Source organism: Aeromonas sp. TECH754, assembly GCF_056279295.1.
This window is the reverse complement of sequence record NZ_JBWBRA010000001.1, coordinates 1,521,996-1,538,197: the sequence shown is the minus strand read 5'-3', so window position 1 is coordinate 1,538,197 and position 16,202 is coordinate 1,521,996. Positions and strand designations below refer to the sequence as shown.

At 59.6% G+C, this 16,202-nt stretch carries 11 protein-coding genes; 2 read left to right on the top strand and 9 right to left on the bottom strand.

Annotated features, from left to right (window positions below; genetic code table 11):
* Nucleotides 1-174 precede the first annotated feature (174 nt).
* From ACZ9IL_RS06735 to ACZ9IL_RS06695, 9 genes are all read right to left on the bottom strand, one after another.
* Nucleotides 175-711 carry a cell division protein ZapC gene (locus ACZ9IL_RS06735; RefSeq protein ID WP_476002818.1) on the bottom strand — a complete coding sequence of 179 codons (537 nt, stop codon included), beginning with the start codon at nt 709-711 and terminating at the stop codon, nt 175-177.
* Nucleotides 712-796: 85 nt separating this feature from the next.
* On the bottom strand, nt 797-1,807 hold the full coding sequence (gene pyrD, locus ACZ9IL_RS06730) for a quinone-dependent dihydroorotate dehydrogenase (protein ID WP_476002817.1): 1,011 nt from the start codon (nt 1,805-1,807) through the stop codon (nt 797-799).
* Nucleotides 1,808-1,866: 59 nt separating this feature from the next.
* On the bottom strand, nt 1,867-6,708 hold the full coding sequence (locus tag ACZ9IL_RS06725) for an NAD-glutamate dehydrogenase (RefSeq protein ID WP_476002816.1): 4,842 nt from the start codon (nt 6,706-6,708) through the stop codon (nt 1,867-1,869).
* A 274-nt stretch (nt 6,709-6,982) separates the two neighbouring features.
* Nucleotides 6,983-7,204, bottom strand: coding sequence for a DUF2835 family protein (locus ACZ9IL_RS06720; protein WP_476002815.1), 222 nt, complete (start codon nt 7,202-7,204; stop codon nt 6,983-6,985).
* Between the two features lie 88 nt (nt 7,205-7,292).
* Entirely contained in the window at nt 7,293-9,917 is a 2,625-nt protein-coding gene (gene pepN / locus ACZ9IL_RS06715; protein WP_476002814.1) for an aminopeptidase N, read from the bottom strand.
* A gap of 150 nt (nt 9,918-10,067) precedes the next feature.
* Complete coding sequence (gene prc, locus ACZ9IL_RS06710) at nt 10,068-12,083, bottom strand: carboxy terminal-processing peptidase (protein ID WP_476002813.1); 2,016 nt, start codon at nt 12,081-12,083, stop codon at nt 10,068-10,070.
* 8 nt (nt 12,084-12,091) lie between these two features.
* Nucleotides 12,092-12,730, bottom strand: a complete 639-nt coding sequence (gene proQ / locus ACZ9IL_RS06705) for an RNA chaperone ProQ (protein ID WP_476002812.1) — start codon at nt 12,728-12,730, stop codon at nt 12,092-12,094.
* Between the two features lie 102 nt (nt 12,731-12,832).
* Nucleotides 12,833-13,291 carry a GAF domain-containing protein gene (locus tag ACZ9IL_RS06700; protein WP_476002811.1) on the bottom strand — a complete coding sequence of 153 codons (459 nt, stop codon included), beginning with the start codon at nt 13,289-13,291 and terminating at the stop codon, nt 12,833-12,835.
* A gap of 109 nt (nt 13,292-13,400) precedes the next feature.
* A complete protein-coding gene (locus ACZ9IL_RS06695) occupies nt 13,401-13,859 on the bottom strand; it encodes a hypothetical protein (protein WP_476002810.1) in 459 nt (152 codons plus the stop codon).
* 281 nt (nt 13,860-14,140) lie between these two features.
* Between ACZ9IL_RS06695 and ccoN the strand changes: the two genes are divergently transcribed.
* Together ccoN and ccoO are read left to right on the top strand one after the other, a co-directional pair.
* Nucleotides 14,141-15,565, top strand: coding sequence for a cytochrome-c oxidase, cbb3-type subunit I (ccoN, locus tag ACZ9IL_RS06690; RefSeq protein WP_476002809.1), 1,425 nt, complete (start codon nt 14,141-14,143; stop codon nt 15,563-15,565).
* 16 nt (nt 15,566-15,581) lie between these two features.
* The gene (gene ccoO / locus ACZ9IL_RS06685; RefSeq protein WP_476002808.1) at nt 15,582-16,196 is read left to right on the top strand and encodes a cytochrome-c oxidase, cbb3-type subunit II; all 615 of its coding nucleotides are present in this window, start codon (nt 15,582-15,584) and stop codon (nt 16,194-16,196) included.
* Nucleotides 16,197-16,202: the final 6 nt, after the last annotated feature.

The window sequence follows — 16,202 nt, the reverse complement described above, 5'->3', positions numbered from 1 at the left end:
GCAGCGTTGAACTGTTTTATCGATATGAAGCAGCATGGCGTGCTGCCACCTTTCCCTCGATGAACCGGCAAGTTCATAGGGTCGCAGCGCAGCAATAACCGGAGATAGGAAGATGGAAGAAAGGAATAGAAAATAAACACCCATAAAGGATCTGTCTGACGATTGCTTTATCCGTCAGCTGACTTGCCGATATTGCGCCGCTGGGGCAGCCCTCACTTGCATGCGATTATTCATCACCTTGATCACCCCGAACCTGGGCAGGATCTTGCTGGTGGTCAATATCAGATCCTCGGTCAGGTTCAGGCAGACACTCGCCTGCTCCCCCGCCTCGATCACCATGAATTCGCCATTACCATGGAGGGTCTGCATGCAGACCAGAGAGCCTGTCTCAAGTAAACATTGCGCATGCTGTTCATTAAAGAACCAGCTTTGCGGCATCAAGGGTTTATAAAAGCGGCTGACGGCGATGGCATTCAGTACCAGTTGAACCTGATGGGGTGTACTCCAATTGAGTTCGGCGATCTTGTCCATCAGCTGATAATAGAGGGCGGCATCGTCCACACAGAATGGCTGGGTGGTGAAGGAGCAGGGCACAAGCTGTCGCCCTTTATATTCGGTTACAAATATCATGCGATCGGATAAATCCAGCATCAGACGATCATCTTGGGCATCGTAATGCCACTGCCAATTGTCATTAGGTTGGATGCACATGAAGTTGCCCTTACTTAAGCCGTTACTCGACTTTATTCCATGTCGAGAATTTGAGCAACTTTAAATAAGGGCAACGGATTATTTTTTAAATATGGGTGACGATCTCTTTGACCAGACTCGGGCCCTTATAAATAAACCCACTGTAAATTTGGACCAGTGTGGCACCCGCGGCCAATTTCTCCCGGGCGGCCATGGCACTGTCGATGCCCCCGACCCCGATAATCGGCAACGCCCCGTCCAGCGCCTTGGCCAGCTGGCGGATCACTTCGGTGCTCTTGTGCTGCAGGGGACGTCCGCTCAGACCACCCACCTCACCGGCGTGGGGCAGATCATAAATCATCTCACGATCCAGGGTGGTATTAGTGGCGATGACCCCATCGATCCCGTTTTTGATCAAGGACGCTGCCACCTGGCTAATTTCATCCAGGCTGAGATCCGGCGCAATCTTGACGGCAAGCGGCACATACTTCTTATATTTCGCCGCCAGTTCCTGTTGTCGAACCTTCAGCGCCGCCAGCAACTCATCGAGCGCCTCGCCGTATTGCAATTGACGCAGACCCGGGGTGTTGGGCGAGGAAATATTGACCGCAATATAACCGGCATGATCATAAACCTTATCCATGCAGATCAGGTAATCGTCCTTGCCCTGCTCGATGGGGGTGTCCTTGTTCTTGCCGATATTGATGCCGATGACGCCCTGATATTTGGCTTCCCTGACCCGGGCTACTAGATGATCGACGCCCTTGTTGTTGAATCCCATCCGGTTGATGATCCCCTCGGCCGGAATAACCCGAAATAGCCGGGGTTTGTCATTTCCGCTCTGGGGTTTGGGGGTCACTGTCCCCACTTCGATAAAACCGAATCCCATGGCGCCAAATGCATCGATACACTCCCCGTCTTTATCCAGACCGGCGGCAAGACCCACCGGATTGGAAAAATTAAGCCCCATGCAGGTGACGGGGCGTTTGGGCAGTGAATGACGGAAGAAACAATCGAGTGGTGTACCGAGGAGGCGGGGCAAATATTTGATGGAGAGATCGTGCGCCCGTTCCGGATTGAGCTTGAACAGGAAATGCCTGGCGAGGGGGTACAGCATGTTTGCTCCTTAAAAAAGCCCCGGCGACTGGCCGGGGCTCGTGATGATGCCAACAGACGTTATATCGAGGTTCGGCAATTCAACTGGAGCAGGTTCAACTCCCGCAAGGCCACCGAGAACTTGGCGAACTCGTGAGTGCTGGTGGTCTTGAAGTCGGCCAACATGTGGGTCCAACGGGACAAGAGTTGCTCATGCTCCGAAATCCAGTCGGCCAGTATGGTAGCGCATTCTCCCTGCTCTTTGCACCCTTCCAGTACCACTGAGGTGAGGCTGCGTTGCTGCCAGTCCAGATCCTCGCGGAAGGAAGACCTGGCCATCGCCTGCCAGTGGTTGCCCACCGGCTGATGGTTGATCTGCTCGAGGAACCAGTGCAGATCCAGCTTGGCGCCGAGGCGGTAGTAGACGTTGGCGGCCAGCAGGATATCGGTCTTGTGCTCCGCGGCAATCTGCGCGAGATCCAAGCTGGAGAACAGGCTGCTCATGTGTGCCACCTGACGGGCGATGTGCTCGGGCACCTGCTTGGCCACCAGGATGGCGACCGCCTGCTGGTGCTCGGCCACTTCGCTCTCGTCCATCACCTCGTAGAGATGCTCCCCCAGGGTCTCGAAGGCCGGGCGGAAGAAGGCGATGTTTTCGCTGATGCTCCAGCTGCGATTGCGGGCACGCAGGAACCAGCGGGTGGCGCGGCGCACGATGCGACGGCTGTAGAACATCAGCTCGAGCTGGGTATTGGCATCCACCAGGTTGTCGCATGCCTCGATGTCACGCCACAGCTGATTGAGGCCAAACACCTCGCGGGCCATGGCGAAGCAGCAGGCCACTTCGGCCACGGAGGCCCCGGTCTCGTCCTTCATCCGGCTGGCGAAGTTGAGCCCCATGTCGTTGACCAGCATGTTGGCAACCCGGGTCGCGATGATCTCGCCGCGCAGCGGGTGCTGGGCCAACTGGGCACCGAAGCGCTGCTGCAGCTGAAGCGGGAAGCTGGTCACCAGCATGTTGGCGAGGAAGGGCTCCTCGGTCACCTCTGGGCAGTTGAGCTGCTCTTTGAGCACCATCTTGCCGTAGGCCACCAGCACGGCGAGCTCTGGACGAGTCAGACCCTGTCCTGCCGCCATCCGCTCGGACAAGTCCTCATCGGAGGGCAGGAACTCCAGGGCGCGGTCCAGCTTGCCTTCACGCTCTAGCCCCTGGATGAAGCGTTGCTGTTCTTTCAGCTGCTCGGCGCCGCGGAAGGCGGTGACCGAGATGGACTGGGACTGGCGATAGGCGTTGGTGATGACCACTTGCGCCACCGCGTCCGTCATCTCGTACAGCATCTGGTTGCGCTGCTTGAGGGTCATGTCCCCCGCGGCCACCAGCTGGTTGAGCAGGATCTTGATGTTGACCTCGTTGTCGGAGCAATCCACCCCGCCCACGTTGTCGGTAAAATCGGTGTTGATGTGACCGCCCTGGCTCGCGTATTCCACCCGGCCGAGCTGGGTGAAGCCGAGGTTGCCGCCCTCCCCCACGATGCGGGCGCGCAGATCGCGGCCGTTGACCCGCAACACGTCGTTGCTGCGATCGCCAACGTCGGCATCGCTCTCGCGGGCGCTCTTCACATAGGTACCGATGCCGCCGTTCCAGAGCAGATCCACGTTCAGGCACAGCAGCGCCTTGATCAGCTCGTTCGGCGCCATGCTCGCCTTGTCGGTGCCGAGCAGGGTCTGCATCTGCGGGCTCAGCTTGATGGACTTGGCCGAGCGCAGGAAGATGCCGCCGCCTTCGGAGATCAGCTCGCGGTTGTAATCATCCCAGCTCGAGCCCGGCAGGTCGAACAGGCGCTGGCGCTCGACGACACTCTTGGCCGCGTTCGGCGTCGGGTCGATGAAGATATGCATGTGGTTGAAGGCGCCCACCAGCCGGGTGTGCTCGGACAGCAGCATGCCGTTGCCGAACACGTCCCCCGCCATGTCGCCAATCCCCACGCAGGTGAAGTCCGTGGTCTGGCAGTTGAGGCCGAGTTCGCGGAAGTGACGCTTGACCGATTCCCAGGCGCCGCGGGCGGTGATGGCCATCTTCTTGTGGTCGTAGCCGACCGAGCCGCCGGAGGCGAACGCATCGCCAAGCCAGTGACCGTATTCGTGGCTCAGCTCGTTGGCGATGTCGGAGAAGGTGGCGGTGCCCTTGTCGGCGGCGACCACCAGGTAGTAGTCATCCTCATCGTGGCGCACAACATCACGGGGCGGGATCACCTCGCCGGCGATGATGTTGTCGGTCACGTCCAGCAGGCCGCGGATGAACAGGCGATAACAGGCCTTGCCCTCCTCCTGAATGACGGCGCGCGGGGCACCCACCGGCATCTGCTTGCAATAGAAGCACCCCTTGGCACCGACCGGCACGATGACGGTGTTCTTGACCTGCTGCGCCTTGACCAGACCCAGCACCTCGGTGCGGAAGTCTTCCTTGCGATCGGACCAGCGCAGGCCGCCACGAGCCACCTTGCCCCAGCGCAGATGCACCCCTTCCACGCGCGGCGAGTAGACGAAGATCTCGAATTTCGGCAGCGGCAGCGGCATGTCGGTGATGCTGGAGGGGGCCAGCTTGAAGGAGATGTAGGGCTTGATGTTGCCCTCGCTGTCCAGCTGATAGAAGTTGGTGCGCAGGGTGGCGTCGATCATCTCCATGTAGCGGCGAATGATGCGATCGTCGTCCAGGTTTGCGACCTGATCCAGCTTGGCGGCCAGCTGCTCGTGCAGCTTGGTCTGCGCCTTGGCGTCCTGTTTCACGGCCGGGTTCAGGCGCAGATCGAACAGGGTGAACAGCAGCTGGGCGATGTCGGGGTAACGGGTCAGCGTCTCCTCGATGTAGGACTGACTGAAGGAGACCCCGGTCTGGCGCATGTACTTGGCATAGGCCCGCAGCACCGAGACCTGGCGACCACAGAGGCCGGCCCCCAGCACCAGACGGTTGAAACCGTCATCTTCCAGAGTCTTGTTCCAGATGGCGGCGAAGGCCTGCTGGAAGCGCTGCTGGCTCTGGGCCAGGCTGAACGGCTGATCGCCGCGCAGCAGCATGGAGAAGTCCAGGATCCAGAACACCTCGCCGGCGGGCGTGCGCACCTGGTACGGCGTCTCGCCGATGACCCGCAGCCCCATGTTTTCCAGCATGGGCAGCACGTCGGACAGGTGAATGGGCTCGGTGCGGTGGAACAGCTTGAGACGGACCCGGCGATCGTTCTCTTCTTCCTGAGCGCGATAGAACAGCATACCCAGCGGCTCGGCTTCGCTCAGGCTGTCGAGGGCCATGATGTCGGCCACGGCGGAGCCCGGCAGCACGTCTTCCTTGTAGGCGCGGGGGAAGGCGGTGCTGAAGCGGCGGCGCAGGGCGTTGCCACGGGCCTCGCCGTAGTGGGAAAGCAGCACGGAATCCAGGCGGTCATCCCAGCTGCGGGCGGCTTCAATCAGGTTGTTCTGTACTTCGTTCACATCGACATCCACGTTGTTATTGTTGACCCGCACTATGTAGTGGGTCCGCGCCAGCACGCCTTCGGAGAAGTAGACGTTGAACTCCACCTCGTCGTTGCTGCCGAAATATTGCTGCAGTATCTGCTGGGTCTTGACTCGCAGCGCCGTGTTGTAGCGCTCCTTGGTGACATAGACCATGCAGGAGAAGAAGCGACCGTACACATCCCGGCGCACGAACAGCCGCAGCATGTCCCGCTCCTGCATCTCCAGCACGCCGAGACCGGTGGCCAGCAGCTCTTCCTCGCGGGCCTGGATCAGCTCATCGCGCGGGTAGGTCTCCAAGACGTTCAGCAGTGCCTTGTAGGCGTGGGAGCCCTTCTCGTGACCGGAGGCGGCCATGATGCGTTCGAGACGGTGGCTGATGAGCGGGATCTGGGTCGCGCTGGTGTTGTAGATGGAAGAGGCGTAGAGACCGATGAAACGATCCTCCCCCACCACCTTGCCGTGCTCGTCGAAGCGCTTGATGCCGATGTAATCCACATAGGCCGGGCGGTGAACGCGGGCCTTGCTGTTGGACTTGGTGAGGATCAGCAAGGAGGAGCTCAGGGCCGCGTGGCGGGCGCTGGCGGGCATGTTGCCCAGGCGCTGGCCCTCGTCCTTGATGGAGTTCTTCATCAGCCCCAGGCTCGACTCCGCCAGCGGCAGGATCTCGTGATCCCCTTCCACCGCCTTGACGTCATAGCGTCGATAGCCCATCAGGGTGAAGTTGTTGGCCGCTACCCATTTCAGGAAGGCAACGCTGGAGTCCACCTCGGCCTGACTGACCGGGTTCTTGCGCTTGGGCAGCTCGGCAATGATCTCGTTGAGACGGGCCAGCATCGGCTGCCAGTCCCCCACCGCCAGCGCCACTTCACCGGCGACGGAGTTCAATTCGGCGGTCAGCGCCTCCATCTCATCTTCACCGGTGAGGTGATCGATCTCGATGAGGAAGGCGGTCTCTACCGACGTCTGCTCGGCGGTGTTGTCCAGATCCAGGATGGCACCTATCTTGCCTTCGCTGCCGCGAATGAGGTGCAGCGGTTGGTGCAGCATCATGTGGGCGGTGATGCCCCGGCGCTTCAAGGCCATGCGAATGGAATCCACCAGGAAGGGGGAATCCTGCAGGATGATTTCGACGATGGTGTGGGGGGATTGCCATCCGTGGCGGGTCAGCTCGGGGTTGTAGACCCGGATATAGGGGTCGGTACCGCTGCGCAGGTTGAGCGCATTCCACAGGCTCAGGGCCGCCCCGTAGAGATCGCTGTCATTGCGATCGTGCAGATCGGTGCTGGCCATGTTGCCGTAGAACTTGGCAACGAAGCACTCGACCAGAGAGGCACTCTTCTTGGGCAACTTTTGGTGGATCAGGCTGAGAACGTTTTCGAGCAGAACTGAGGTAGGGGCGTCTTTCAATGCCATTGCTAGTTTCCTTTTCGGACGACATCACCGACACGGCGGCATCCACCCTGGATGCCCGCCGGTACAGAGTTGCTGCGAAGTGTAATGGCTTGGATCCAGGAAGGCGAGCAAAGGTGATAACGAGATGTTAAAAACAAGGGGCAGATCACGACTTGGGTTGTGGTAAATTTTGCCAAGTCGCCAAAAATCAGAAAATCCAACTGGCTTTAGGCCAATTAACCGGATAGATAATGATGTAAAGCGGATAATTACTCGGAAATATGTTCTGTTTTTGTTAATTTATGCGTTTCAGGCTGACGAAGCGGTGATCGTCCTGGGTTTGAAGCGAAAAGTAGCCAGATACACCACTCAATGTGACGAATGGTCGAATTTTCTCCAGCCCAAGCTCCAGAGTCAGCCCCTGCTCGGTACGCACCACCAGCCGCTTGGCATGGCCCTGATACATCAGCATGATCTCCTCGTGGTTCAAGGTCAGTCGAAAGGTATATTGCCTCATGGCGGGTGCTCCTCCTGTCGGGGCTTGTCACAATGAAACGGGCAGGAGAGCCTGACTCCCCTGCCCGCGTTCAAGGCCAGGTTGCCGATTACTGCGCCAGCGCCTTGCTCACCTTCTCGAACAGATCGCGCGCCAGTCCATCCAGCGTGGCCAGGCGCGTCAGCTCGGCGCGGACCAGGGTCTTGCGCTGCTCATCGAGCCGCTTGAACTGAATGAGCGGGGTGATGAGACGCGATGCCACCTGGGGGTTCACCTCGTTGAGCTCGATCAACAGATCGGTCAGGAAGCGGTAGCCGCTGCCATCCCTGGCGTGGAACTGCACCTGGTTGTTCATGGCAAAGCTGCCCACCAGGGCCCGCAGCCGGTTCGGGTTGCGGATGCTGAAGGTGGGGTGCGCCATGGCTTGGCGAACCTCGACCAGCACATCGGCGGCCGGTTTGCTGCCAACCAGTCGCAGCCAGTTGTCCAGCACCAGGCCATCGTGAGCCCATTTGCCCTCGAAGTCGGCCAGCAGCTCGGCGCGGCACGGCAGCAGATAGCCGTTGGCCACCTGCAGCGCCGCCAGGGTGTCGGTCATGTTGTCCGCCGCGGCGTATTGCTCGCGCACCAGGGCATCGGCCTGGACCGGATCCAGCGCCGCCAGATAACCGAGCACCACCCCCTTGAGGGCACGCTTGGCTACATCCTCGTGGATCACCCGATAACCGGTCAGGCGCAGGCTCTGGTAGGTCGCCGCCAGCCGCGCGCCGAAGGCCTCGGCCAGTTGACCGTGGATGGCATTGCGCACCCGGTGAATGGCGTCGATGTCAGCGGTGTCAAACAGCTCGGCCAGGGTCGCCTCCCCCGGCAACGCCAGGATCTCGGCCTTGAGGGCCGAGTCCAGCGCGGCGTCATCGAAGATGGCGACGAAGGCGGCCAGCAGGGACTGGGAGACAGGGACATCCTGCCCTTGCCCGACGTGGGCCACACCGGCGATCACCGCCTTGTTGACCAGCATCTGGGCCGCATCCCAGCGGGCAAACTCGTTGCGGGCATGGCGCATCAGGAACGCCAGCGCCTCGTCGCTGTAGTCATAGTGCAGCTTGACCGGCGCGCTGAAGTCCCGCAGCAGGGAGGGAACCGGCTTGACCGGCACCCGGTCGAACACGAAGGTCTGCTCTTCTTCCAGCACGTTCAGCACCTGGCCGATCTGCTCGCCCTGATGCTGCAACGGGATCACCGCGCCCTGCTGGTCATACAGCTCGATGTCCAGCGGGATGTGCAGCGGCAGCTTCTGCGGCTGATCCTGGGTCGGCGGGGTGTGCTGGCGCACGTGCAGGCGGTAAGTGCCGGTGGCCGCGTCATAGTCATCCGTCACCGTCAGTTCGGGGGTGCCGGACTGACTGTACCAGCGGCGGAAACGGCCGAGATCCACGCCGGAGGCATCCTCCATCGCCTGCACGAAGTCGTCACAGGTGGCGGCACAGCCGTCGTGGCGCTCGAAGTAGAGCTTCATGCCGGCTTGGAACGCGGCTTCACCCAGCAGGGTGTGCAGCATGCGTATGACTTCGGAGCCCTTCTCGTAGACGGTCAAGGTGTAGAAGTTGTTCATCTCGATCACCACATCCGGGCGGATGGGGTGGGCCATGGGGCCGGCGTCTTCGGCAAACTGCGGGCCGCGCACGGTGCGCACGTTGTTGATGCGGTTGACCCCGCGCGAACCCAGATCGGAAGAGAACTCCTGATCCCGGAACACCGTCAGCCCCTCTTTGAGGCTGAGCTGGAACCAGTCGCGGCAGGTGACCCGGTTGCCGGTCCAGTTGTGGAAGTATTCGTGGGCGATGACCCGCTCGATGCCGTGATAATCGGTGTCGGTGGCGGTGGCGGGGTTGGCCAGCACGAACTTGGAGTTGAAGATGTTCAGCCCCTTGTTCTCCATGGCGCCCATGTTGAAGAAGTCCACCGCGACGATCATATAGATGTCGAGATCGTACTCGAGCCCGAAGCGTTGCTCATCCCAGCGCATGGCATTGATGAGGCTCTCCATGGCGAAACCGGCGCGGTCCAGGTTGCCCTTGTCGACGAAGATCTCGAGCGCCACCTTGCGGCCGCTCTGGGTGATGTAGTGGTTGTGCTCCACGTCGAAGTCGCCGGCCACCAGGGCGAACAGGTAGCTGGGTTTGGGGAAAGGATCCTGCCACTGCACGAAGTGACGGCCACCGTCCAGATCGCCGCTCGCCACCTTGTTGCCGTTGGAAAGCAGGAAGGGGTACTTGGCCTTGTCGGCACTGATGCGGGTGCTGTAACGGGCCAGGATGTCGGGGCGGTCGAGGTAATAGGTGATGCGACGAAAACCCTCGGCCTCGCACTGGGTGCAGTAGGCGTCGCCGGATTTGTAGAGCCCTTCCAGCGCGGTGTTGGCGGCGGGATCCAGCAGGGTGACTATGGTCAGCACGCATTCGGCCGGCAGGTTGAACAGGGTCAGGCTGCTCTCCCCTTGCTCGAATTGGGCAAAAGGCACGCCATCCACGCTGATGCTGTGCAGGGAGAGTCCCTCACCGTCCAGTACCAGCGGCTCCTTGTGCTCACCGTTGCGGCGCAGGCGGGAGATGGCGGTGACCTGGGTCAGCGGCTCCTGCAGCTGGAAGTCGAGATCGATGCTGTCGATCCAGTAGAGCGGCGCCCGGTAGTCCTGGCGATATTTGGCCGTCATGGCCTGGGAGTGATCGGTCATTATTATCTGCTTCCACGCGTTGTTATAGACGTGTCAGAGGCTGTCACAACCGATCGGCAGGGTCAAATAGTTTGCATTCCGTGCCCGGCGCAGACAAAAAGAAAGGGCGACCTAAGTCGCCCTTTTCAGCACAGATGTCTGTGATAACCGTCAGCTTTTCTTGCTCAGGCTGGCGAGATCCGCCGTGATGTTGGCGGCCTCAACCTGATACTCGTCCGGTGCCTCGAAATCGGTCGGCAAGGCATCCAGGCTCTTCACCGTCGGTTTGCCAAGACGGGTCAGTCGCTCATTGGCTCGCGCCAGCGCCTTCTCGTCCTGCTTGGCCTGTTCGGCCAGCCGCTCGGCTTCGTTCAGGGAGACGGACTTCTTGTCCTTGTCCGCCTGATACTCCTTGATGTCCTGCATCACGTAGGCAAATTCGGGATCCTTGTTGATCCGCGCCTCGTGATCCGCCTTCAGCTTGGGCAACAGGCTGCTGAAGTCCCCAAGTTTGCCGTAGCTGGCCGAGGCAATCTGATCCCAGGGCAGCGCGTTGAACTCCTGACTCTCCCCGGTCTCATCCGCCGAGGCGGCGGTGGGGAAGCCGATGTCCGGTGCCACGCCTTTGTTCTGGGTGCTGCCACCGTTGATCCGGTAGAACTTGGCGATGGTGTACTGCACGCTACCCAGCGGCTGCTCGTAGAAGTCGTACACCTTGGCGAGGCTGCGATGCTGCTGCACCGTGCCCTTGCCGAACGAGTTCTCGCCGAGGATCAGGGCGCGGCCGTAGTCTTGCATGGCGGCGGCGAAGATCTCGGAAGCCGAGGCGCTGTAGCGGTCGATCATCACCGACATGGGGCCGCCGTAGTAGACGTTGCCATCGTCGTCGCCATTGACCGTGATACGGCCCATGTGATCACGAATTTGCACCACGGGACCGCTGGCGAAGAACAGGCCGCTCAGGGCCGAGGCCTCGGTCAGGGCACCGCCGCCGTTGCCGCGCAGATCGACGATGAGGCCATCGATCTTCTGCTTGTTGAGGCTGGAGAGCTCCTTGATGGCATCGTCGTGCAGATTGACGTAGAAGCTCGGGATCTCGAGTACCCCTATCTTCTTGCCTTCCGCGTTAATCACCTTGGACTTGGCGGCCCTGTCTTCCAGACGCACCTTGTCACGGGTCAGCTCGATGAGCTCGGTCTTGGCGCTGGCGCCCTTGCCGCGCTGGATCTCCAGCTTCACCTTGCTGCCTTTGGGGCCCTTGATGAGTTCGACCACGTCGTCCAGACGCCAGCCGATGACATCGACAATCTTGCCGTCGTCCTGCCCCACGCCAGTGATCTTGTCATCGGGCTTGAGGTGGTTGGACTTGGCGGCCGGGCCACCGGGCACCAGGGAGCGAATGACGGTGAAGTCATCCTCCGCCTGCAACACGGCGCCTATCCCTTCCAGCGAGAGGTTCATCTCGGTGTTGAAACGATCGGCACTGCGCGGCGACAGATAGCTGGTGTGTGGCTCGATGGCACGGGCGAAGGAGTTCATGAAGAGCTGGAACACGTCTTCGCTCTCGGTCTGGGACATCCGCTTGATGGCGTTGTTGTAACGCTTGCCAAGCAGCTCCTTGATCTCGGGCCACTCCTTGCCGCTGAGCTTGAGGCTCAGGGCGTCGAACTTGACCCGCTGGCGCCACAGCTCGTTGAGCTCGCCCTCATCCTTGGGCCAGGCAGCCCCTTCCCGATCGAAGATGTAGTTATCTTTCTGGGTGAAATCGAAGGGAGTGTCGAGCAGTTTAAGGGCGTATTCGAACCGCTCGTAACGCCGCTGCTGACTCAGGTTGAACATCTCGTAGGCCGGCGCCAGCCGCCCTCTTTCGAGGTCGGTGTCAAAACCGGTACGGTATTTTTCAAAACGGCTGATGTCAGAGGCCAAAAACAGGTTGCGGCTGTAGTCCAGATTCTCCAGATACTTGTCGAAGATCACGGAGGAAAAGGCATCGTCCAGCTTGAACTGTTTGTAGTGAGAGCGGGTAAACAGATTGGCAATTCGCTTGCTGGCCGTAGCATGTTGGCTCTCTTGAGCCAACACAGGCAAATCACTTTCCTTGAGCACCGGCTCGATGGCCTGTGCAAGCCCGGCAAGCGCCAGGCTACAGGCAACGAGGGAAAAACGAATTACGCCATGCTTCAACATTCGTCTCCTTAGAGAACCAGATGCTCGAACTTGACCCGCAACATCATGCCGGTCTGCAATTGAACCTGTACGTCATCCTTGGTCACTTCCTTGATGGTCGCAGGCACAGGAGACTTGCCCAGCACCACGCGCACACCCTGATCCACTTTCAGCGTAGCGGCATCAACCTTGACCAGCGGGGCCTCGGCTACAGGCGCGGCCTTGGGAGCAGCCTTGGGCTTGTCGGAGCGGGCGGCGTCAGCCTTGCGCGGCGCGTTGCGGCGCGGCTGCTTTGGCTTGTCTTCCTTTTCCTTGGTGTTGGTACGGCGGCTGGCAAAGACACGTTCTTTGCTCTCTTTGAGCGCCTGCTTGGCATGTTCGATGTGCTCTTCGGTCAGCACTTCACCCGGATTGCCATCCAGGTCGACACGGGCCTGGCCAGCCTTGAGGCCATGCAGGTAACGCCAGCTGGAGGTGTATTGACGCAGAGCAGAGCGCAGCATGGTCTTGGAGACTCTCTCGTCGTCAGCAAGACGCGCGGCCAGATCCTGGAAGATGCCAATCTTGAGTGGCTTGGCCTCTCCTTCAGCGATGAAGCAGGCCGGGAATTTCTCGACCAGGTAGGCAACGATCTCTTTACTGTTCTTCAGCTTTTCAGTGTTTTCCATGTATAACCTTGGCTTTCATATAGACGTACGGGGCAGCCCCGAACACAACAAAGGCCCTATTATAGAGAGCTTGGGGCCTTTTGCGAACCATCTAGCAATGACTTAGAGCATGCTTTCCAAAATTTGCACCGTTTCTTCGAGGCCAATCCGGTCCTCCTGGTCGAAACGGTTAAAAACTGGACTATCAATATCCAGCACCCCGATGATCTCGCCAGCGCGGCGCAACGGGATCACAATTTCCGAGTTGCTGGCACCGTCACAGGCGATGTGACCCACGAATTGGTGTACGTCGTCCACCAGCTGGGTCTTGCCCTCGGCCACCGCGGTGCCGCAGACACCCCGTCCGACCGGAATGCGCACGCAAGCCGGTTTGCCCTGGAAGGGGCCGAGCACCAGGGTATCCCCTTGCAGCAGGTAAAAGCCGACCCAGTTGATGTCGGTCAGCTCCTGGTTGAGCAAGGCGGAGAGGTTCGCCAGCGTGGCGACAAGGTCCGGCTCCCCTTCCAGCAGCGCCTGGGCCTGCTGGTTGAGGGTGCGATAAAATGCTTGTTTTTCAATCATGATTAAATGAACTTCACTCCTTGATAATCACTGCAAGGTACCGTCCTGCCTGAAAAATTCAAATCAAATTTCACTTATTACCCCCTTCTGGGCCCCAAACTGACGACCGTTAACGGGAAACGCTGAGCGCCAGTTGCTGGCGCTGGCCATTGCTCCACTCGATATTGAGCAGCCAGGTCATGGTCGCCGAGGTGCAGGAACCGACTTGGGCCGTCCCCTGCCAGCCGCCCGTTTGCGCCTCAAACTGCACCGGGATGCGGCCCATGAACATCTCCTTGCCTTCCAGCCAGGCGCTGACCGGGGTGATGGCCGGATCTCCGCCCTGAAGATGCACAACAAAGTCATGTTCAGCCTTGACCGGCAGCGTCGCGACGCCGGCCGTCAGCGTCTTATCGCCGACCAGCAGAGGGCACGGGCTGTGGGACAGATCACAAATCTGATCATTTGTTCCCGCCGCGACTGTCGTCTGCGGGGCCGCAAACCAGGTTCGATAGGCCACCAGGGAGAGCAAAATAGCCAAAACTATCGCCAAGTGTCCGATTTTGCGTGAAGTGAGTCTCTCTTTCATGAAAAAACAGCCTTGTAAGGTACTTAAAAAATGCCATTTTCGTGATCTCGCGCAAGGTAAAAACTGGCAGGCACGAGACCCGTCGGAGCCAAATATATCACTGTTTGTACTGTTATTTTACCGGTCAGTTCAGTATCATTCTCAATGAATTTTCATTTAACCACCTTTTGCTTTTCCTTTTATTAACAGATGTTAACGAGAGAATTTTGCAAATATGGGGTGAAAATGGTCCAGGTCACCGGACAAAAAACAAACAACAGCATCGGAAGCGGAAAACAACGATGAGCCATACAACAAACCACCCTGAGTACAACTACACCGTTGTGCGCCAGTTCACCGTTATGACGATCGTCTGGGGAATTGTCGGCATGTCGGTAGGCGTACTGATCGCAGCCCAGTTGATCTGGCCTGCCCTTAACTTCGACACCCCCTGGCTGACTTACAGCCGCCTACGTCCCCTGCATACCAACGCGGTCATCTTCGCATTTGGTTGCAGCGCCCTGATGGCAACCTCTTTCTACGTGGTGCAACGCACCTGTCAGACCCGGCTGTTCGGTGGCAAACTCGCCTCCTTCGTGTTCTGGGGCTGGCAGGCCATTATCCTGTCGGCCGCCATCTCGCTGCCGCTGGGATACACCACTTCCAAGGAATACGCCGAACTGGAGTGGCCCATCGACATCGCCATCGCGATAGTCTGGGTTGCCTATGCCGTCGTCTTCTTCGGAACCCTGGCCAAGCGCACCACCTCCCACATCTATGTGGCGAACTGGTTCTTTGGCGCCTTCATCATCACGGTCGCCGTGCTGCACATCGTCAATAACATGGAGGTGCCGGTCTCCGGCATGAAGTCCTACTCCATGTATTCCGGTGCCATGGATGCCATGGTGCAGTGGTGGTACGGCCACAACGCGGTCGGCTTCCTGCTGACGGCCGGCTTCCTCGGCATGATGTACTACTTCGTGCCCAAGCAGGCGGGACGTCCGGTCTATTCCTATCGCCTCTCCATCGTGCACTTCTGGGCGCTGATCTCCCTCTATATCTGGGCCGGTCCGCACCACCTGCATTATACCGCGCTGCCTGACTGGGCCCAATCGCTGGGCATGGTGATGTCACTGATCCTGTTCGTCCCCTCCTGGGGCGGCATGATCAACGGCATCATGACCCTGTCCGGCGCCTGGCACAAACTGCGTTATGACCCCATCCTGCGCTTCCTGATCGTGTCCCTGTCGTTCTACGGCATGTCCACCTTCGAAGGTCCCATGATGGCGATCAAGACGGTCAATGCGCTCTCCCACTACACCGACTGGACCATCGGTCACGTCCACTCCGGCGCGCTGGGCTGGGTTGCCATGGTATCCATCGGCGCCGTCTATCACCTGATCCCGAACCTGTTCGAGCAGGGCCGCATGTACAGCATCCGCCTCATCAACATTCACTTCTGGCTGGCGACCGTGGGCACCGTGCTCTACATCGTCTCCATGTGGATTTCCGGCGTGATGCAGGGTCTGATGTGGCGTGCAGTCAACGACGACGGTACCCTGACCTACAGCTTCGTGGAAGCGCTGCAAGCCTCCTATCCCTTCTACTTCGTGCGCTTCCTGGGTGGCTGCTTCTTCGTCACCGGCATGTTGCTGATGGCCTACAACGCCTATCGCACCATCACTGCGCCCAAGGGTTCCCTGGAACCTGTCGCACAGCCAGCATGATTGAAGAGGTCAACCCATGAGCAACAATAATCGTCACGAGATCTTCGAAAAGAGCGTTCCCATGCTGGTGGTCGGCATCATCTTTGCCATCAGCCTGGGGGGCCTGGTCGAAATCACCCCGCTGTTCTTCCAGAAGCAGACCACCGAGCCGGTGGAGGGCCTCAAGCCCTACACCGCCCTGCAGATGGAAGGACGCGATATCTTCATCCGCGAAGGCTGCACCGTCTGCCACAGCCAGATGATCCGCCCGTTCCGCGCCGAGACCGAGCGCTACGGTCACTACTCGGTCGCCGGCGAGAGCGTGTGGGAGCATCCCTTCCTGTGGGGCTCCAAGCGTACCGGTCCGGATCTCGCCCGCGTCGGCGGCCGTTATTCCGATGACTGGCACCGTGCTCACCTAATCAACCCGCGCGACGTGGTGCCCGAGTCCAACATGCCCTCCTTCCCTTGGCTGGAGACCAACGTGCTGAGCGGCGAGCTGACCGGCAAGAAGCTGGCGCTGTTTCGTGATCACTTCGGCGTGCCTTATACCGATGCGGACATCCAGGGAGCGGGCGAAGCCGTGAAGGGCAAGACCGAGCTGGATGCCCTGGTGGCCTATCTGCAATCACTGGGTCATGCCCTGAAATAAGGAGTC